Genomic DNA, 17,019 nt, shown 5'->3' on the forward strand with positions numbered 1-17,019 from the left:
GTCCGTGCCCCAGCATCCCCGGCCCCGTCGCCGGGCGCGCGCGGGGCACGCCGGGCGGCGGCCCGGCGGCAACCGGGGAAAGCGATTGGCGGACCACCCCCCCGAGTGCGCTAATGTATGTCCCGCAGCGAGCGCCGAGGAGCCCGGGAAACCGGGGGCCGGAGCGGAAGCCGATCCCCCATAGCTCAATTGGCAGAGCAGCCGACTGTTAATCGGCAGGTTATTGGTTCGAGTCCAATTGGGGGAGCTCGGGAGAAGGTCCTTCGGGGCTCGACTCCCGTCCGTGGTGCGGAAGTTCAGTACCGCGATCCCGCATAGCTCAATTGGCAGAGCAGCCGGCTGTTAACCGGCAGGTTATTGGTTCGAGTCCAATTGCGGGAGCTGCGCCGGGTCCGCCCGGTGACTGCTCAGAGCGAAGGCCCCTCGGTCGACCGGGGGGCCTTCGTGTTGTCGTCGCCCGGCTCCGGGGCGTGACGTGCGCGACACCGCCCGGCGGCCCGCCCCGCTGCCCCGCCCGCTGCCCCGCCCGGCGCCCGGCCGGCTGCCGGGTCAGGCGGTCGCCCTCCGGTAGAGGTCGGCGACCCGCTGGTCGAAGGTGATGCTGTACGAGGTGCCGGGGGTGCTCCCGCCCTCCTGGTAGCCGCCGATCACGCCGACCACCGCGCCGTCCCCGGCGATCCACGGGCTGCCGCTGGTGCCGTCGGTGTAGCCGCCGCAGTCGAAGCGCTCCTGGGTGGCGCTCTGCGAGCGGGTCCGGGCCGCGCAGGTGATCGGCTCGTCGCTCTCGTTCGGGTAGCCGGTGACCGAGACGGACAGCCCGAAGCCCTGGCCGGTGCCGATCGGGTTGCCGCCGACCGCGTCCTCGACCTGCCGGCCGTCGACGCTGCCCACGGTGACGAACGCCACGTCGTACTCCGGGTCGTCGCCGGCCGCCCAGCGCGGGTCGACGGTGATCGCCTGCACCGGCCAAGTCCCGTACGGGGTCGACCCGTTGCGGTAGCCGGGGGTGAACACCAGGCCGTCCAGCAGGCCGATCCGCCGGGACTGCACGCAGTGCGCCGCGGTGACCAGCAGGTTGCGCCGGGGGCTGCGCACCACGCTCGCGGTGCAGGCCCGCGGGCCCTGCGCGGTGTGGACGGAGAGGGTGCCGATCCGGTCCCGGGCGGGGCTCCGCTGCGCGACCTCGGCCGTGGGCGCCCCGTCCTGCCCGCCGCACCCGGTGCCGACGGCCAGCAGCAGGGCGGCCAGCGCGACCGTCCGCGCCGTGCGCGCGGGCCGTGCCGGGCGGGAGTCCATCGGGGCTCCGTCTCGTTCCTCGGGGCGGGCACCGGGGCCGTGCGTTCCGCCGTTCGTGAGGAAGATCTACCAGGCCGTGCCCGGCGGCGCCACCACCGGGTGCCCGCCCGCCGTCCGGTCAGCCGGTGGCGCGGTCGTACAGCGCCTGGACGCGGTCGCCGAAGTAGCTGCTGTACGAGGTGTCCGGGCTCTCGCCGCCCTCCTGGTAGCCGCCGATCACGCCGACCACGGTGCCGGTCCTGGTGGCCGGGTCGAAGTCGGTGACCCAGGGGCTGCCGCTGGTGCCGCCGGTGTAGTCGGGGCAGTCGATCCGCAGCTGGGTGGGGCTCTGCCGGGCGGTGGTGTTGGAGCAGGTGATCGGGACGCCGCTGCTGCTCGGGTAGCCGGTGACCTTCACCGGGAGGCGGTAGCCCCGGTTGACGCCCAGTCGGTTGGCGCCGAGCACCTGTTGGACCTGCCGGCCGTTCTGCGCCTGGACGATCGCGAAGGCGACGTCCAGGTCCGGGTCGGCGTGGTCGTTCCAGCCGTCGTCCACGGTGACGGCCAGCAGCGGCCAGACGCCGCTGGGGGTCTCGCCGTCCCGGTAGCCGGGGACGAAGACCAGGTCGGCGCGCCGGCCGAGCCCCGGGTCCCAGACGCAGTGGGCGGCGGTGACGACGAGGTTGAGCCCGGCGCTGTCGACCACGCTGGCGGTGCAGAAGTGGTCGCCGTCGGCGGTGCGCGTGAACACCGCGCCGACCAGGCCGTTGAGCACGGTGGGCTTGGCGGTGCGGGTGACCCCGGTGTGCCGGCCGGCCGCGGCCTTGAGCCGCTGCCGGTTCCAGCCGTGGCCGTCGACCGGGGCGGCGGCCGTGGGCGGTGCCGAGCTGACGGTCGGGGCGCCGCCGACCGGTCCCGCCGCGGTGGTGCAGCCCGCCGCGGCCAGCACCAGGGCCAACGCCGCGGCCGCCGCCCCCGTCCCACGTGTCGTCATCCGCCCAGGCTGCCCCGAACGGGTGCCCCGCCGCCACCCGGGTTGCGCCGCCGGGGGGTGCGCACCGTCGCGCACCCAGGTGCGCCCCCGGCGCGCACCACGGGTGATCGACCGGCTATGCTGCCCGGGACGGCCTCGCTGGGGCCGGCTGCTGCTGCCGTGCCGACGACCGGCGCGTGCGGCGAACCGGGGCGGTAGCTCAGCCGGTTAGAGCAGGGGACTCATAATCCCTTGGTCGTGGGTTCGAGTCCCACCCGCCCCACCTTCTCGGCGTGCGACGAGCGTCGCACGACCCTCCGCGGGCGGGCCGTCGGGCCGGAGCCCCGCCACCTCTCCCACCTCCTGCGACGTCGCAGAGTCTAGGCCGCGGCCACTGCCTTTCCCGGGTGGCGCGCCGGAATTCACCCGCCCGTGGGCATCGGCCCCGGCGGATCCCGACCGCCTTCCACCGCCCCTCGGCGGCCGTCCGTCCACGCGTCCCCGTGCCCATCCCTGGCGTTCTGCGGCGAAAAAGTGATATCACTTTGCCATCGGATGCGGATGCTCGTCGAAGGAGTCGCTCCCATGACCACACAGCCTTTCGCCGTCGAGGACGGCCCTGTGCTGGACCTCCCGGTCCCCAAGATCACCGAACGGGTCATCACCGGGGCGGCCGGTCTGCCGGTGCTCGGCGGCTCGCTGCTCGGCCTGCTCGCCGGGATCGGCTCGACCGTCGTCGGCGCGGCCCAACTGGCCGGGAGGACGAGCGGTCTGGGCATCGCCCTGGTGGTCGTCGGACCGCTGCTGGTGCTCGGCTCGCTGCTGCTGACGTTCGGGCTGACCGTGGTCTCGCCCGGCCAGGCCCGGGTGGTGCAGCTGCTCGGGAACTACCGGGGCACCGTCCGCTCCGAGGGCCTGACCTGGCTGAACCCGTTCACCAACCGCCGGCACATATCGCTGCGGATCCGCAACCACGAGACCGAGACCACCAAGGTCAACGACGCGGACGGCAACCCGATCGAGATCGCCGCCGTGGTGGTCTGGCAGGTCGAGGACACCGCGATGGCGATGTTCGAGGTGGACGACTACGCCGACTTCGTCGCCATCCAGACCGAGACGGCCGTGCGGCACATCGCCACCAGCTACCCGTACGACGCCCACCACGAGGGCCAGTTGTCGCTGCGCGACGGCGCGGACGAGGTCGCCCGGATGCTCTCCGCGGAGATCGCCGCCCGGGTCGCCTCGGCCGGAGTGCGGGTCGTCGAGTCCCGGATCACCAGGCTCGCGTACGCTCCGGAGGTCGCCCAGGTGATGCTCCAGCGCCAGCAGGCCGGGGCCGTGGTCGCGGCGCGCAGGCTGATCGTCGAGGGCGCCGTCGGCATGGTCGAGGAGGCGCTGGAACGGCTCGCCGAACGCGATGTCGTGGAGCTGGACGAGGAGCGCAAGGCCGCCATGGTGAGCAACCTCCTGGTGGTGCTCTGCGGCGAACGCGGCACCCAGCCCGTCGTGAACACGGGCTCCCTCTACCAGTAAGGCGAGGCCTTGGCGACGGAACGGAAGAAGCTCCTGCTGCGACTGGACCCTTCAGTTCACGACGCGCTCGCCCGATGGGCCGCGGACGACCTGCGCAGCACCAACGCGCAGATCGAGTTCCTGCTCCGCCGGGCCCTCACCGACGCGGGCCGGATGCCCGGTGGCGCGGCCCGGCTTCCCCGGCGAGGACGCCCACCCAAGCAGAGCCCGGCCGAGGACGGCCCGGCCGGGGAGAACCCGGCCGAGGACGGCCCCGAACCCGGTGGCTCCGAGCCGAGCTGACCCGGCGGCCGGGCCCACGAGACCTTGCGGAGACCGACATGGACCTGCCCGCCACCCTTCCCGAGAAGCTGTACCTGCTGGCCTACGACCCCGAGCGGGGGCGCGTCACCGCCGCCCTCCACCTGGACCTGGCCGTGCGGGCGGCAGCGCTCACCGAACTCCTCCGCCGCGGGCTGATCCGCGACGACGGCCGGCACCCGGTCGGCGTGGACGGCGCGGCGGACGGCCTCGACCCGCTCTCGGCCGCGCTGCTGGAGCAGATCCGTCAGGAGAGGCGACGCAGTTGGAAGACCTGGATCGGGCGCCGGGCGGCCTCGGCCCGGGTGGTCCGCGACGGGCTCGAGGCCGCCGGCCGGATCCGGGTCGAGCAGCACCGGGTGCTCGGGCTCTTCCCGGTCGTGCGGGTCACCTTGCGGGAGCCCCGGGTGCGCAAGGCGCTGGTGGCGGGTGTCGCGGCGGCGCTGACCGGCCCGTTCAGCCGGGTCGACCCGGCGGACGCGGCCCTGGTCGCGCTGGTCGACGCCGCCCGGCTGGGCTCGGCCCTGACATGGCGCCAGCGCCGGGAGTTCCGCGGCCGGATCGACAAGCTGGCACCCGCCGCCGGCCCCGTCCCGCGCGCCCTGCGCCGGGCCGTCAACGCGCAGAGCGCGGACGGAGGGGCGGGCTGACCGGCCCCTCCCGGGCACCCGGCCGACCGGCCCGTCCCACCTGCCCGGCCGCCGCTTCCGGCGGCCGGGCCCGCCGTTCGCGGCCCGCGTAAGCTGGCCGGATGCTCGAACCCGCGCTGCTGCCGACCCCGCTGGTGGACTGCGCCGACGAGGCCTTCGCCCGCGCCGGGGTGGAGCTGCGGCTGAAGCGGGACGACCTGCTGCACCCGACCGTCCCCGGCAACAAGTGGCGCAAGCTGGCGCCCAACCTGGCCGCCGCCGTGGAGCGCGGCCACACCCGGCTGCTGACCTTCGGCGGCGCCTACTCGACCCACCTGCGGGCCGTCGCGGCCGCCGCCGGGGCGCTCGGACTGGAGAGCGTCGGGCTGGTCCGCGGCGAGGAGCTGGCCGACCGGCCGCGCAACTGGTCGCTGCGGGCCGCCGAGGCGGCCGGGATGCGGCTGGAGTTCCTGACCCGGGCCGAGTACCGGGAGGCCACCGGCCGGGCCGGCGGGGAGCACGGCGCGGACGCCCTGCTCCGCCGCTGGGGCCCCTGCCTGGTGCTCCCGGAGGGCGGCTCCAACGCCCTGGCCGCCGTCGGCGCGGCCGCGATCCCGGCCGAACTGCCCGGTCTCGGCGAGCGGGACGTGGTCTGCTGCCCGGTCGGCACCGGCGGCACCCTGGCCGGCATCGCGGCCGGCCTGCCGGCGGGCGCCCGGGCGCTCGGCGTCGCCGTGCTGCGCGGCGGCGAGGGCTACCTGGAGGCGGAGGTCGCCCGGCTGCACCGGGCGGCCTACGGACGCGGCTTCGACAACTGGCGGATCGACCACGGGCACCACGGCGGCGGCTACGGCAGGGTCCCGGCCGAGCTGGCCGGCTTCGCCGAGCGGTTCGAGCGCCGCCACGGCGTCCCGCTGGAGCGCCGCTACGTCGCCAAGCTGCTCGCCGCGCTGGCCGACCTGGCGGCGGCGGGCGCCTTCCCGCGCGGCACCCGGCTGACCGCCGTGGTCACCGGCCTGCCGGACCCCGAGTAGAGGCCGGCCGGACCCGGAGCCGACCGGCCGACGGTCGGATCGGCCCAAGGCCGGATCAGCCGAAGGTCAGGTTGGCGCACGGGTCGGTGTCGGCGTTGCGGGTGTTCTCCGCTATGCCGGTGGGGACGCCGCTCGGGAGGGCGCCGGGGGTGCCGGGGGTGCTGCCCGGGGTGGCGCCCGCCGCGGCACCGGCCGGGGCTCCGGGCTCCGGGCTCGGGGCGGCCGCCGAGTCGATCCGGGTGCCCGCCGCGCGGTAGTCGGCGCCGAGGGTCACGGTGATCGCCTCCGAGCCGGGCTCCTCGACCGCCTTGGCGCCGGGGAAGAGCGCCGCGACCTGGTCGGCGGCGGCCTTCAGCGCGGGGTCGTAGGCGACCCGGGTGGCCTGCTGCCCGGGGGAGTTGGGGCCGAGCGTGACGTTGTGGAAGCCGCGCGCCTTGAGCGTCTCGGCGCCGGAGCCGGCCAGGCCGGGCGTGCCGACCCCGTTCACCACGGTGACCGGCACCGCGGCCTGCTCCGGCGTGAGCGGGGTGGACGGGGTGCCCGGGGCGGTCGCGGCACCCGGGCCGGCGGTGGGGGAGGATGTCACCTGGCCCGTCCCGGAGGTGCTCTGCCCGTCCAGGGTGCGGTCCTCGCGCAGCAGCTTCCAGAGGGTGTCGGCGTCCGGCTGGACGAGCCGCACCCGGTCGCCGGCGAAGCGCCAGGGGGCGGTGACGAAGGTGACGTCGGAGAGCTTGATGTCCTCGATCGAGCGGGCGAAGTCCACCAGCTTCATCGCGGTGCCCAGCCCCTCGTCCACGGTGAGCGACTTGGTGGCCGCGTCGGCCAGCGGCAGCAGGGTGGGCAGCGAGAAGCCCTGGCCCTGCACCTTCTTGATCATCGAGGAGAGGAAGGCCTGCTGGCGCTTCATCCGGCCTATGTCCGAGTTGTCGCCGAGGCCGTGGCGGATCCGCAGGTAGTCCACCGCGGACTGGCCGGAGAGCTTCTGGAGGCCCTTCTTGAGGTGTATGCCGTACTGGTCGACGTCGTTGGGCACACAGGCCTCCACGCCGCCCACCGCGTCGGACATCGCGGCCGCGCCCTTGAAGTCGACCACGACGGTGTGGTCGATCCGCAGCCCGGTGAGCTTCTCGACGGTGTTCTGGGTGCAGGCCGGGTTGCCGTTGGGGGCCAGGCCCACGGTGAAGGCGGAGTTGAACATCTGGTCGGTCTTCGGCGTCGTCCAGGTGCCGTTCGGCAGCTTGCAGGACGGGATGGTGACCAGGGTGTCGCGGGGGATCGAGACGCCGACGGCGTGCTTGTGGTCGGCGTAGACGTGCACCAGGATCGCGGTGTCCGAGTGGCCCACGCCCTCGTCGCCGCCGCCCAGCGAGTCGTTGCCCGCCTCGCGGGTGTCCGAACCGAGCAGCAGCACGTTGACCGGGACGGAGGCGCCCGGGGTGGCCGGGACGGGGGCCGGCGGGCGCTCGGTGGCGACGCCGCCCGGGTCGAAGGTGGTGATGTTGTTGTCCAGCCGGTGGTAGAACCACGCCCCGGCACCCACGACCGACAGCACCAGTACGGCGGCCAGGCCGATGGCGGTCCGCAGGTAGCGGCGCCGGCGCGTACTGCTGCTCATCCTCCGTGCCCCCCGTCCTCAGGTCTCTCGCGTTCGATGTTCGAACGTTAGACGTTCCGGGAGGCGGTTCGGTTACCCCCGAGGGGCCCGCGGACAGCCCCCGGAGCCTGTGATGCTGGTCACGCCCCGGGGCCGGAGGCGCCCGCCAGCATCCGCCGGAGCAGGTCGCGCAGGGCCGTCCGCTCGTCCGGGCCGAGCGCGGCCAGCGGCTCGCGGGCGAAGTTCAGCGACTCGCGCAGCTCCTCGGAGGCGGCCGAGCCGGTGTCGGTGGCGGCGACCAGCTTGACCCGGCGGTCGTGCCGGTCGGCCTCGCGGGTGACGAAGCCGCGGGATTCCAGCCGGTCGACGATGCCGGTGATGTTGGACGGCTCGCAGCTGAGGGTCTGGGCGATCTGTCGCATCGGCATCGGCCCGCGCCGCAGCAGGGCGAGCACCTTGGCCTGGGCGCCGGTGAGCGAGCGGGCGGCGGCGGCGTCCTCGTACTCGCGGTGGAACAGCGCGACCAGGTTGGCCATCAGGTCGACGACCTCGCGGGTGATCTCGTCGGGCTGCGGCGTGGCGTCCTCGATCGGCTGAGTCTCCATGGTCCAGAGTCTACCTGAAAAGTTGACAAGGTGAACCTTTCATGCCCATCGTTACTTCAGTTGCTCAACCTTTCATGCACCTGAACCGCGCTGGGATTCCGGGCCCGGAGCCCGGCCGCGCGGCGAATCCCGCCCCGAACCGCAAGGAGCCCCCGATGGCAGAGCAGACCGCCGCCCCCGCGACCGCCCGTGAATGGCACCTCGCCGCCCGCCCCCAGGGCTGGCCGGTGCCGGCCGACTTCGCCCTGGTCGAGGCCCCGGTCCGGACCCCGGGTCCGGGCGAGATCCTGGTCCGCAACGCCTACCTCTCGGTGGACCCGTACATGAGGGGCCGGATGAACGACGTGAAGTCGTACGTCCCGCCGTTCCAGCTGGGCCAGGCCATGGACGGCGGCGCGGTCGGTTACGTCGTCGCCTCCGGGGCCGAGGGCTTCGCCCCGGGCGACGCGGTGCTGCACGGCCTCGGCTGGCGCGAGTACGCCACCCTGGACGCCGCGCACGCGGTCAAGGTCGACCCGGCCGCCGCCCCGCTCTCCGCCTACCTCGGCGTGCTCGGCATGCCGGGCCTGACCGCCTACGCCGGCCTGCTCGCCGTCGGCGGCCTCAAAGAGGGCGACCGGGTCTTCGTCTCCGGCGCGGCCGGCGCGGTCGGCTCGCTGGTCGGCCAGATCGCCAAGCTCAAGGGTGCCTCGCTGGTGGTCGGTTCGGCCGGCTCGGCGGAGAAGGTGGCCAAGCTGGTGGACGAGTACGGCTTCGACGCGGCCTTCAACTACAAGGACGCCCCGGTCGCCCAGCAGCTCGCCGAGGCCGCCCCGGAGGGCATCGACCTCTACTTCGACAACGTCGGCGGCGACCACCTGGAGGCCGCGATCGGCGCGCTGAACGTGCACGGCCGTGCGGTGCTCTGCGGCGCGATCGCCCAGTACAACGAGACCACCGCCCCCGCCGCCCCGCGCAACCTCGCGCTGGCCATCGGCAAGCGGCTGCGGCTGGAGGGCATGCTGGTGCGCGACCACGCCGGGCTCCAGCCGCAGTTCGTCGCGGAGGTGGCCGGCTGGCTGGCGTCCGGTGAACTGCGCACCGAGGAGACGGTGGTGGACGGTTTCGAGAACGCCGCCGAGGCCTTCCTCGACCTGCTGCGCGGTGTCAACACCGGCAAGATGGTCGTCCGCCTGGACGGCTGACGATCCGTCAGGAGCGCTGACCGCCCCGCCGCCCCGACCGGGCGGCGGGGCGGTCCGCTGTGGACGGTTCGCGGTCGGGCGCGGGCGCCCCGGCCGCACTACCGCATTCCGGTCGGATCCGAAAGTGCGTCATCCACCGTGCGGCGTCGCGCGGTACGGTGGTCCCGCCGACGATGGGGCCGTTCGGGGGAGAGATCCGGCCGAGGGGTAGACCTCGTTGAGGATTCGACTAGCATTGAGCGAAAGCCTGTCCGTTTTGCTCGATTTTAGTAGCTTAATGTCGGCTAACGTGGGTAACTGCGGATCAACTGCAGGCACGAGGCAGCTGGGGAAGGCGACCCTCGTCCACAGCCTGGAGGTCCCGGTGACGACACGTGGAGTTCTGTACGTCCACTCCGCGCCCCGCGCGCTGTGCCCGCACGTCGAGTGGGCCGTCGCCGGGGTGCTCAATGTGCGGGTGAGCCTGGACTGGATCCGCCAGCCGGCCGCACCCGGGCACTGGCGTGCCGAGCTCTCCTGGCAGGGGGAGCCCGGTACGGCTTCGAAGCTGGCCTCCGCGCTGCGCGGCTGGCAGCTGATGCGGTACGAGGTGACCAGCGAGCCCTGCGCCACGGCGGAGGGGGAGCGGTACAGCAGCACGCCCTCGCTCGGCATCTTCCACGCCGTCACGGGCATCCACGGCGACATCCTGATCCCCGAGGACCGGCTGCGCGCCGTCCTGGTGCGCGCCCGCAGCGAGGGCGCCGACCTGGAGGCCGAGGTCGCCCGGCTGCTCGGCAAGCCCTGGGACGACGAGCTGGAGCCGTTCCGCTACGCGGGCGAGGGCGCACCGGTGCGCTGGCTGCACCAGGTGGTCTGAGACCAAGCGGGTACGACGAAGGGGCCGGCGCTCACGGCGAGCGCCGGCCCCTTCGACATGGGCGTCAGCGGGTGCGGAAGGCCAGCACCACGTTGTGGCCGCCGAAGCCGAACGAGTTGTTCAGCGCGGCGATCCGGCCTTCGGGCAGCTTGCGGGCCTCGTCGCGGACGATGTCGGCGTCCACGTCGTCGTCCAGCTCGTCCACGTTGATGGTCGGCGGGGCGAGCCGGTGGTGCAGGGCCAGCACGGTGGCGACGGTCTCGATGCCACCGGCGCCGCCCAGCAGGTGACCGGTCATCGACTTGGTGGCCGAGACGGCGATGTGGTCGAGGTCGTCGCCCAGCTCCTTGCGCAGCGCCTTCAGCTCGGCGGTGTCGCCCTGCGGGGTCGAGGTGGCGTGCGCGTTGACGTGCACGATCTCGGCCTTGTCCAGCTCGTTGCGCTCGAACAGGTCGGCCAGCGCGCGGGCCACGCCGGCGCCGGTCGGCTCGGGCTGGGCGATGTGGTGGGCGTCCGAGGACAGGCCCTGGCCCACGGCCTCGCAGTAGATCCGGGCGCCGCGCGCCTCGGCGTGCTCGATCGACTCCAGCACGACCACGCCGGCGCCCTCGCCCAGGACGAAGCCGTCGCGGGCCTTGTCGTACGGGCGGGAGGCCCGCCGGGGCTCGTCGTTGTTCTTGGACATCGCCATCATGTTGGCGAACGCGGCGATCGGCAGCGGGTGGATCGCCGCCTCGGTGCCGCCGGCCACCACGACGTCGGCGCGGCCGGTGCGGATCATCTCGATCGCGTAGCCGATCGCCTCGGCGCCGGAGGCACAGGCGGAGACGGGGGTGTGCACGCCCGCGCGGGCGCCGACCTCCAGGCCGACGTTGGCCGCCGGGGAGTTGGGCATCAGCATCGGGACGGTGTGCGGGGAGACCTTGCGGGCGCCCTTCGCCTTCAGCACGTCGTACTGGTCGAGCAGGGTGGTCACGCCGCCGATGCCGGAGGCGATGACGGCGCCCAGGCGCTCGGGGGCGAGCTTGGAGGACTCGTCGGTGGCGGGGGTCTCGTAGCCGGCGTCGGCCCAGGCCTCGCGGGCGGCGATCAGCGCGAACTGGGCCGAACGGTCCAGCTTGCGGGCCAGCGGGCGGGGCAGGATCTCGCCCGGCTCGACGGCGGCCCTCGCCGCGATCTTCACCGGCAGGTCCTCGGCCCACTCCTCGGTCAGGGCCGCCACGCCGGACTCACCGGCAACCAGGTTCTCCCAGGTGCTGGCGGCGTCGGCGCCCAGCGGCGTGAAGGCGCCGATACCCGTGACGACCACGGTGCGGTTTTCAGCGGTCACTGGTTTCTTCTTCTCTCACGTGTGGCAGGGGGTCGGCGGCGTGCCGAGGATGGGCCCGGCCGGGCGCCCCGGTGAGGGCGTCCCGGCCGGAGTGGTCGGCCAGGCTCGACGAGCCCGGCCGACGGGTCGGTCCGGGCCGGCGTACGGGACGCCGGACGGGCCGACCGGGTCGAACGAGTCGATCGCTCAGGCGTTGAGGATGTACTCCACCGCGTCGCCCACGGTCTTCAGGTTCTTGACCTCGTCGTCCGGGATCTTGACGTCGAAGCGCTCCTCGGCGGCCACGACGACCTCGACCATGGACAGCGAGTCGACGTCCAGGTCATCGGTGAAGGACTTGTCGAGCTGGACGTCCTCGGTCGGGATACCGGCGATCTCGTTGACGATCTCGGCGAGACCTTCCAGGACCTCGTCCTTGGTAGCCATACTGGCTGCTCCTCTTCGGTGTTGAACGCGTCCGGCCGGCGGCCGGACACAGGCTTGTGAATCGGGCGAATGCGCCTAGGGGAGAGTAACGACTGCCGCGGCGTACACGAGACCCGCCCCGAACCCGATGATCAGGGCCAGGTCCCCGCTGTGGGCCTCACCGCTCTCCAGCATGCGTTCCATCGCCAGCGGGATGGAGGCCGCGGAGGTGTTGCCGGTCTCGGCGATGTCGCGGGCGACGGGCACCGACTCCGGCAGCTTGAGCGCCTTGATCATGGCATCCGTGATCCGCATGTTGGCCTGGTGGGGGATGAACGCACCGAGCTGGTCGGCGGTGATCCCGGCGGCGTCCAGCGCCTGCTGGGCCACCTTGGCCATCTCCCACACGGCCCAGCGGAAGACCGGCTGGCCGTCCATCCGCAGGGCCGGCCACTTGGCCTCCTCGCCCGCGCCGTTGATCGCGTCGGACTTGGCGAAGGCGGTGTCCCAGGCCTGGGTCTGGGTGATGAGGTCGGCCTGCGAGCCGTCCGAGCCCCAGATCAGCTTGCCGATGCCGGGGGTGTCGGACGGGCCGACGATCGCGGCGCCGGCGCCGTCGCCGAAGATGAAGGCGGTGGAGCGGTCCGAGGTGTCGGTCAGGTCGCTGAGCCGCTCGACGCCGATGACCAGCACGTACTCGGCGTTGCCGCCGCGGATCATGCCGTCGGCCAGGCCCAGGCCGTAGCCGAAGCCGGCGCAGGCGGCCGAGATGTCGAAGGCCGGGGCGGTGCCGCAGCCGAGCCGCTCGGAGATCTCGGTGGCGATCGCGGGGGTCTGCTTGAGGTGCGAGACGGTCGAGACGATCACGCCGCCGATCTGGTCGGGGGAGATCCCGGCCTGGGCGATGGCCTTGCCGGCGGCCTGGACCGACATCTCGGCGACGGACTCCTCCGGGCCGGCCCAGCGGCGCTCGGCGATCCCGCTGCGGGTGCGGATCCACTCGTCCGAGGAGTCGATCCACTCCAGGACCTCGGAGTTGGGGATCACCCGGACCGGGCGGTAGCCGCCGACGCCGAGGATGCGCGAGTACTGCGCGCCGCTCACCGGGCGGATCTGGGGCTTGGTCATGCCTGGGTCTCCTGCTCCTGACCGCCGTGCTCCGCAACGAGCTCGCGGGCCTTGTCCAGATCGGCGGGGGTCTTGAGGGCGAGCGTGGCCACACCCTTGAGGTTGCGCTTGAGCAGCCCGGTGAGGGTGCCGGCGGGGGACAGCTCGATCACGGCCGTCGCGCCCAGCTGCCCGATGGTCTCCATGCAGAGGTCCCAGCGGACCGGGTTGGAGACCTGCGACACCAGGCGCGCGAGCACCTCGGCACCGGAGTCCACGACCGCGCCGTCCTTGTTGGAGACGTAGCGGACCTGCGGGTCGGCCGCCGTCAGCGTCGGGGCCAGCTCGGCCAGCCGCTTGACGCCCGGGGCCATGTGCTCGGTGTGGAAGGCACCGGCCACCTTGAGGGCGATCAGCTTGGCGCGGGCCGGCGGGTCCGCCTTCAGCGCCTCCAGCTGGGCCAGCGTGCCGGCGGCGACGATCTGGCCGCCGCCGTTGTTGTTGGCCGGGGTCAGGCCGTGCTCGGCGAGCTTCGCCGCGACCTCCTCCGGCTCGCCGCCGAGCACGGCGAGCATGCCGGTCTCGGTGACGGCGGCGGCCTCGGCCATGGCCCGGCCGCGCTCGCGCACGAAGGTCAGCGCGTCGTGGGCGGTGAGCACCCCGGCGCCGGCGGCGGCGGTGATCTCACCGACGCTGTGGCCGGCCACGGCGCCGACCAGCTTGCGGGCGGCGTCCTCGTCCGGGAACAGCGCCCGGGCGGTCACCAGACCGGCGGCGACCAGCAGCGGCTGGGCGACGGCGGTGTCCTTGATCTCCTCGGCGGACGCCTCGGTACCGGCGTGCACCAGGTCGAGCCCGGCGACGTCCGACCAGCCGCGCAGGCGGTCGGCGACGCCGTCGAGCTCCAGCCAGGGGCTGAGGAAACCGGGGGACTGGGCACCCTGTCCAGGGGCGACGATTACGAGCACGGTTCAACCCTCTCTCGCCAGGCGCCCAGGGGCGGGTAGGCGACGGTAACGAAGAAAACCATCCGGGATTGTATGGTCCCTACACTCCGGCTCAGCCGGGCTCCCCCACGCCGCCCAGTCGGCCGAGGGCCAGCGCGATCCGCAGAGTGAACGCCGAACGTACGTCGGAGGGCGCGTACCCCGTGACGTCAGTCACACGTCGCAGCCGGTAGCGCACCGTGTTGGGGTGGACGAAGAGCATCCGAGCCGCGCCCTCCAGCGAGGAGGCCTGCTCCAGGTAGACACTCAGCGTCTCCAGCAGCGCGGAGCCGGCCTCGTCCAGCGGTGTGTAGATCTCCTCCACCAGCTGACGGCGCGCGGCCTGGTCGCCGGCGAGCGCCCGCTCGGGCAGCAGGTCGTCGGCCAGCACCGGGCGGGGGGCGTCCGGCCAGGCCGCGCAGGCGCGCAGGCCGGCTGCGGCGGCGTGGGCCGAGCGGGTCGCGGAGAGCAGGTCGGGAACAGTCGGGCCGACCACCACGGGGCCCGGCGCGAACTGGCCGATCAGCGCCCGGGCCGCCTGCACCGGCTCCTTGTCGCCGCCGACCACGACCACCAGGCGCTTGCCCAGCACCCCGGTCAGCACGTTCAGCTTGGCGTACCGGGCGGCCCGGCGGATCGCCTCCACCACCAGCTCGCTGTCGCCGTCCGGCGCGCTGCCCACCACCACCCGGATCTGGCTGGGCTGGCCCCAGCCGAGTGCCGCGGCGCGGGAGAGCACGCCCTCGTCGGCGTCGCCGGACAGCAGCGAGTTGACCACCAGCGCCTCCAGCCGGGCGTCCCAGGCGCCGCGCGCCTCGGCCGCCTGGGCGTACACCTGGGCGGTGGCGAAGGCGATCTCCCGGGCGTAGACCAGCACCGACTCGCGCATGTCCGCCTCGTCGCCGGGGGCGGCCACCTCCTCGATGGCCTCCTCCATCACCTCGATCGTGGTGCGGATCAGCTCGACGGTCTGGCGCAGGGTGATCGCCCTGGTCAGCTCGCGCGGGGCGGTGCCGAAGACGTCGGTGGAGATCGCCTTCGCGGACTCGGGGTGGCGGTACCACTCGGTGAAGGCGGCGATGCCGGCCTGGGCGACCAGACCGATCCAGGACCGGTGCTCCGGCGGCATCCGCCGGTACCAGCCGAGCTGGTCGTCCATCCGCGAGATCGCGGCGGTGGCCAGCTTCCCGGAGGACTTCTCCAGCCGCTTGAGCGTCGCCGCCCGGCGCTCGGCGCGCTCGGCGGCGGTTCTGCGCTCCTGCGCGGTCAGACGGGGTGCCGCACGGCCCGGGCGGTCACGGACCGGCCGGGCGGCCGGGCTCTTCCCGGCCGGTTCGGCTGCGGGGCTGGGGCTGGGTTCGCTCTTGGAGTTCGCGGAAGCGGCTGGCACAAGGACAAGACTGCCTCACGTGAGTGACTGCTCGTGCACACCCCCCGGCGGAGCGGCGCGGTGGCAAGGGTCACACCCCGCGCCCCAGCCACTACGGTGGGGGGCGTGACCGAAGCCGCCGACCGCCCCCGCGCCGACCTGCGCCGCACCGCCGAGCGCTACCGTTCCGCCCCGGCCGAGGGCGTCGAGTCCAGGCACGCCTTCTCCTTCTCCGGCCACTACGACCCGAAGAACACCCACTTCGGAGCGCTGCTCGCGTGCAACGAGGAACTCCTCGCCCCCGGCGCCGGGTTCGAGGAGCACAAGCACCGGGACACCGAGATCCTCACCTGGGTGCTGGAGGGCGCGCTGGCCCACCGGGACTCGCACGGCCACAGCGGGGTGGTCCGCCCGGGGATGGTCCAGCACCTCAGCGCCGGATCCGGGGTCACCCACACCGAGCGCAACGTCGGCGGCGCCACCGGGCCGGTCCGCTTCGTCCAGATGTGGCTCCAGCCGGACGAGTTCGACGCGCCCCCCGCGTACGGCCTGCGCAAGGTGGAACCGGCGGACGGCGGGTTGACGCTGCTCGCCTCCGGGCTGGAGCGCGACGCCGGGACGGAGGCCCTGCGGCTGCGCCGCGGCGACGCCGCGCTCTGGCTGGCCACCGCCGGGCCGTGGCAGCCGCTGCCCCGGCTGCCCGAGGCGCCCTGGCGGTACGCGCACCTGACGGCCGGCTCGCTCGGCTACCGCACCGTGCCGGGACCCAAGGGCGCGGGCCGCTCGATGGTCCCGGGCGACAGCGTGCGGATCACCGGCGACGCCTTCGCCGACCCGGCGGCGGGTGGCACCGGCGCCGAACTCCTGCTCTGGGAGATGCACTCGCCGGTCTCGTACGGCTGAGCCCTGTCGTCGGACTCCCCGCGTCGTCCCGCGGGCGCGAGGCCGACGAGGGGCCCGTCAGCGGGCCAGTTCGTCGAGCACCGCGTCCGAGAGGGCCGGCCAGGCCTCGACCGCCCACGGCCCGAAGTCCCGGTCGGTGAGCGCGACGCAGGCCGCGCCCGCCCGCGGGTCGACCCACAGGAAGGTGCCGGACTGGCCGAAGTGCCCGAAGGTCCCGGGGGAGTTGGCGGTGCCGGTCCAGTGCGGGCTCTTGCCGTCGCGGATCTCGAAGCCGAGCCCCCAGTCGTTCGGGCGCCGGTGGCCGTAGCCGGGCAGCACCCCGCTGGTGCCGGGGAAGGCGACCTCGCGGGTGGCCTGCCGGAGGGTGGACGGGTCCAGCAGCTTCGGCGCCTGCAGCTCGGCGGCGAACCGGGTGAGGTCGGCGACGGTGGACAGGCCGCCGGCGCCGGCCGGGGACTTGTGCGCGGTGTGGATCAGCGTGTCCGACATGCCCAGCGGCTGGAACACCGCCTCGGCGACGTAGCGGGAGAACTCGATCCCGGCGGCCGCGGACAGCGCCCGGGCCAGCGTGTCGAAGCCCGCGTTGGAGTAGAGCCGGCGGTTGCCGGGCTCGGCGAACACCCGGTCCTCGTCGAAGCCCAGGCCGGAGGTGTGGGCGAGCAGGTGGCGGACGGTCGACCCGGGCGGCCCGGCCGGGTCGTCCAGCTCGAACACGCCCTCCTCGACGGCGACCAGCGCCGCGTACGAGGTGAGCAGCTTGGTCACCGAGGCGAGCGGGAACAGGTGCTGCTGCGGCCCGTGCGCGGCCAGTACCGCGCCGTCCGTCCCCCGGACCACGGCCGCCGCGGCGTGGGGCACCGGCCAGTTCTCGATCATCCGCAAGCTCTCCATGGGGTCCGACTGTAGTCGCCGGGAAATCCGCCGGAGAACGTG

The 17,019-nt window shown here is 73.9% G+C and carries 17 protein-coding genes and 3 tRNA genes; 10 read left to right on the top strand and 10 right to left on the bottom strand.

Annotated features, from left to right (window positions below):
- Positions 1–174: 174 nt before the first annotated feature.
- Together ACFY0X_RS03745 and ACFY0X_RS03750 are read left to right on the top strand one after the other, a co-directional pair.
- Positions 175–247: transfer RNA gene (locus tag ACFY0X_RS03745), tRNA-Asn, on the top strand.
- Positions 248–308: 61 nt separating this feature from the next.
- Positions 309–381: transfer RNA gene (locus ACFY0X_RS03750), tRNA-Asn, on the top strand.
- 168 nt (positions 382–549) lie between these two features.
- Here ACFY0X_RS03750 and ACFY0X_RS03755 read toward each other — a convergent pair.
- Together ACFY0X_RS03755 and ACFY0X_RS03760 are read right to left on the bottom strand one after the other, a co-directional pair.
- Positions 550–1,296 (bottom strand): trypsin-like serine peptidase, encoded by a 747-nt coding sequence (locus ACFY0X_RS03755; protein ID WP_387748409.1) that lies wholly within the window; start codon positions 1,294–1,296, stop codon positions 550–552.
- Positions 1,297–1,414: 118 nt separating this feature from the next.
- Positions 1,415–2,269 (bottom strand): trypsin-like serine peptidase, encoded by an 855-nt coding sequence (locus ACFY0X_RS03760; protein WP_387748411.1) that lies wholly within the window; start codon positions 2,267–2,269, stop codon positions 1,415–1,417.
- Positions 2,270–2,457: 188 nt separating this feature from the next.
- Here ACFY0X_RS03760 and ACFY0X_RS03765 point away from each other — a divergent pair.
- From ACFY0X_RS03765 to ACFY0X_RS03785, 5 genes are all read left to right on the top strand, one after another.
- Positions 2,458–2,531: transfer RNA gene (locus ACFY0X_RS03765), tRNA-Ile, on the top strand.
- A gap of 302 nt (positions 2,532–2,833) precedes the next feature.
- The gene (locus ACFY0X_RS03770; protein ID WP_387748413.1) at positions 2,834–3,781 is read left to right on the top strand and encodes an SPFH domain-containing protein; all 948 of its coding nucleotides are present in this window, start codon (positions 2,834–2,836) and stop codon (positions 3,779–3,781) included.
- Positions 3,782–3,790: 9 nt separating this feature from the next.
- Positions 3,791–4,063, top strand: a complete 273-nt coding sequence (locus ACFY0X_RS03775; protein WP_387748415.1) for a hypothetical protein — start codon at positions 3,791–3,793, stop codon at positions 4,061–4,063.
- Positions 4,064–4,101: 38 nt separating this feature from the next.
- Positions 4,102–4,731 carry a GPP34 family phosphoprotein gene (locus ACFY0X_RS03780; RefSeq protein WP_387748417.1) on the top strand — a complete coding sequence of 210 codons (630 nt, stop codon included), beginning with the start codon at positions 4,102–4,104 and terminating at the stop codon, positions 4,729–4,731.
- A 101-nt stretch (positions 4,732–4,832) separates the two neighbouring features.
- Positions 4,833–5,744, top strand: a complete 912-nt coding sequence (locus tag ACFY0X_RS03785) for a 1-aminocyclopropane-1-carboxylate deaminase/D-cysteine desulfhydrase (protein WP_387748419.1) — start codon at positions 4,833–4,835, stop codon at positions 5,742–5,744.
- 55 nt (positions 5,745–5,799) lie between these two features.
- Here the strand turns inward: ACFY0X_RS03785 and ACFY0X_RS03790 are convergent, their stop codons facing one another.
- Positions 5,800–7,359, bottom strand: coding sequence for an LCP family protein (locus ACFY0X_RS03790; RefSeq protein WP_387748421.1), 1,560 nt, complete (start codon positions 7,357–7,359; stop codon positions 5,800–5,802).
- 119 nt (positions 7,360–7,478) lie between these two features.
- Complete coding sequence (locus ACFY0X_RS03795; protein ID WP_387748423.1) at positions 7,479–7,943, bottom strand: MarR family winged helix-turn-helix transcriptional regulator; 465 nt, start codon at positions 7,941–7,943, stop codon at positions 7,479–7,481.
- A 155-nt stretch (positions 7,944–8,098) separates the two neighbouring features.
- Here ACFY0X_RS03795 and ACFY0X_RS03800 point away from each other — a divergent pair, with 155 nt between their 5' ends.
- Positions 8,099–9,127, top strand: coding sequence for an NADP-dependent oxidoreductase (locus ACFY0X_RS03800; RefSeq protein WP_387748425.1), 1,029 nt, complete (start codon positions 8,099–8,101; stop codon positions 9,125–9,127).
- A gap of 364 nt (positions 9,128–9,491) precedes the next feature.
- On the top strand, positions 9,492–9,986 hold the full coding sequence (locus tag ACFY0X_RS03805; RefSeq protein ID WP_387748427.1) for a DUF3145 domain-containing protein: 495 nt from the start codon (positions 9,492–9,494) through the stop codon (positions 9,984–9,986).
- Between the two features lie 64 nt (positions 9,987–10,050).
- On the opposite strand, the gene fabF is transcribed toward ACFY0X_RS03805, so the two are convergent.
- The 5 genes from fabF to ACFY0X_RS03830 all read right to left on the bottom strand — a co-directional run bounded on the left by fabF (position 10,051) and on the right by ACFY0X_RS03830 (position 15,084).
- Positions 10,051–11,316 (bottom strand): beta-ketoacyl-ACP synthase II, encoded by a 1,266-nt coding sequence (fabF, locus tag ACFY0X_RS03810; protein WP_387748429.1) that lies wholly within the window; start codon positions 11,314–11,316, stop codon positions 10,051–10,053.
- Positions 11,317–11,502: 186 nt separating this feature from the next.
- The gene (locus tag ACFY0X_RS03815) at positions 11,503–11,742 is read right to left on the bottom strand and encodes an acyl carrier protein (RefSeq protein ID WP_387748431.1); all 240 of its coding nucleotides are present in this window, start codon (positions 11,740–11,742) and stop codon (positions 11,503–11,505) included.
- A gap of 75 nt (positions 11,743–11,817) precedes the next feature.
- Positions 11,818–12,849 (bottom strand): beta-ketoacyl-ACP synthase III, encoded by a 1,032-nt coding sequence (locus tag ACFY0X_RS03820; protein WP_387748433.1) that lies wholly within the window; start codon positions 12,847–12,849, stop codon positions 11,818–11,820.
- A complete protein-coding gene (locus ACFY0X_RS03825) occupies positions 12,846–13,796 on the bottom strand; it encodes an ACP S-malonyltransferase (protein ID WP_387748435.1) in 951 nt (316 codons plus the stop codon). Before ACFY0X_RS03825 ends, ACFY0X_RS03820 begins: the two co-directional genes overlap by 4 nt.
- A 91-nt stretch (positions 13,797–13,887) precedes the next feature.
- Complete coding sequence (locus tag ACFY0X_RS03830) at positions 13,888–15,084, bottom strand: PucR family transcriptional regulator (protein WP_387749266.1); 1,197 nt, start codon at positions 15,082–15,084, stop codon at positions 13,888–13,890.
- Positions 15,085–15,309: 225 nt separating this feature from the next.
- Here ACFY0X_RS03830 and ACFY0X_RS03835 point away from each other — a divergent pair, with 225 nt between their 5' ends.
- A complete protein-coding gene (locus ACFY0X_RS03835) occupies positions 15,310–16,086 on the top strand; it encodes a pirin family protein (protein ID WP_387748437.1) in 777 nt (258 codons plus the stop codon).
- A 57-nt stretch (positions 16,087–16,143) separates the two neighbouring features.
- On the opposite strand, the gene ACFY0X_RS03840 is transcribed toward ACFY0X_RS03835, so the two are convergent.
- Positions 16,144–16,977, bottom strand: a complete 834-nt coding sequence (locus tag ACFY0X_RS03840) for a serine hydrolase domain-containing protein (RefSeq protein ID WP_387748439.1) — start codon at positions 16,975–16,977, stop codon at positions 16,144–16,146.
- Between the last annotated feature and the right edge of the window lie 42 nt (positions 16,978–17,019).

This window comes from Kitasatospora sp. NPDC001547 (assembly GCF_042894165.1).
Taxonomy (GTDB): Bacteria; Actinomycetota; Actinomycetes; order Streptomycetales; family Streptomycetaceae; genus Kitasatospora.

What these genes read in the sequence shown, in the direction of transcription:
- ACFY0X_RS03795 (WP_387748423.1), bottom strand. Translation starts at nt 7,943, where the DNA reads ATGGAGACTCAGCCGATCGAGGACGCCACGCCGCAGCCCGACGAGATC.
- ACFY0X_RS03780 (WP_387748417.1), top strand. Translation starts at nt 4,102, where the DNA reads ATGGACCTGCCCGCCACCCTTCCCGAGAAGCTGTACCTGCTGGCCTAC.
- ACFY0X_RS03760 (WP_387748411.1), bottom strand. Translation starts at nt 2,269, where the DNA reads ATGACGACACGTGGGACGGGGGCGGCGGCCGCGGCGTTGGCCCTGGTG.
- ACFY0X_RS03770 (WP_387748413.1), top strand. Translation starts at nt 2,834, where the DNA reads ATGACCACACAGCCTTTCGCCGTCGAGGACGGCCCTGTGCTGGACCTC.
- ACFY0X_RS03815 (WP_387748431.1), bottom strand. Translation starts at nt 11,742, where the DNA reads ATGGCTACCAAGGACGAGGTCCTGGAAGGTCTCGCCGAGATCGTCAAC.
- ACFY0X_RS03790 (WP_387748421.1), bottom strand. Translation starts at nt 7,359, where the DNA reads ATGAGCAGCAGTACGCGCCGGCGCCGCTACCTGCGGACCGCCATCGGC.
- ACFY0X_RS03820 (WP_387748433.1), bottom strand. Translation starts at nt 12,849, where the DNA reads ATGACCAAGCCCCAGATCCGCCCGGTGAGCGGCGCGCAGTACTCGCGC.
- ACFY0X_RS03800 (WP_387748425.1), top strand. Translation starts at nt 8,099, where the DNA reads ATGGCAGAGCAGACCGCCGCCCCCGCGACCGCCCGTGAATGGCACCTC.
- ACFY0X_RS03840 (WP_387748439.1), bottom strand. Translation starts at nt 16,977, where the DNA reads ATGGAGAGCTTGCGGATGATCGAGAACTGGCCGGTGCCCCACGCCGCG.
- ACFY0X_RS03755 (WP_387748409.1), bottom strand. Translation starts at nt 1,296, where the DNA reads ATGGACTCCCGCCCGGCACGGCCCGCGCGCACGGCGCGGACGGTCGCG.
- ACFY0X_RS03785 (WP_387748419.1), top strand. Translation starts at nt 4,833, where the DNA reads ATGCTCGAACCCGCGCTGCTGCCGACCCCGCTGGTGGACTGCGCCGAC.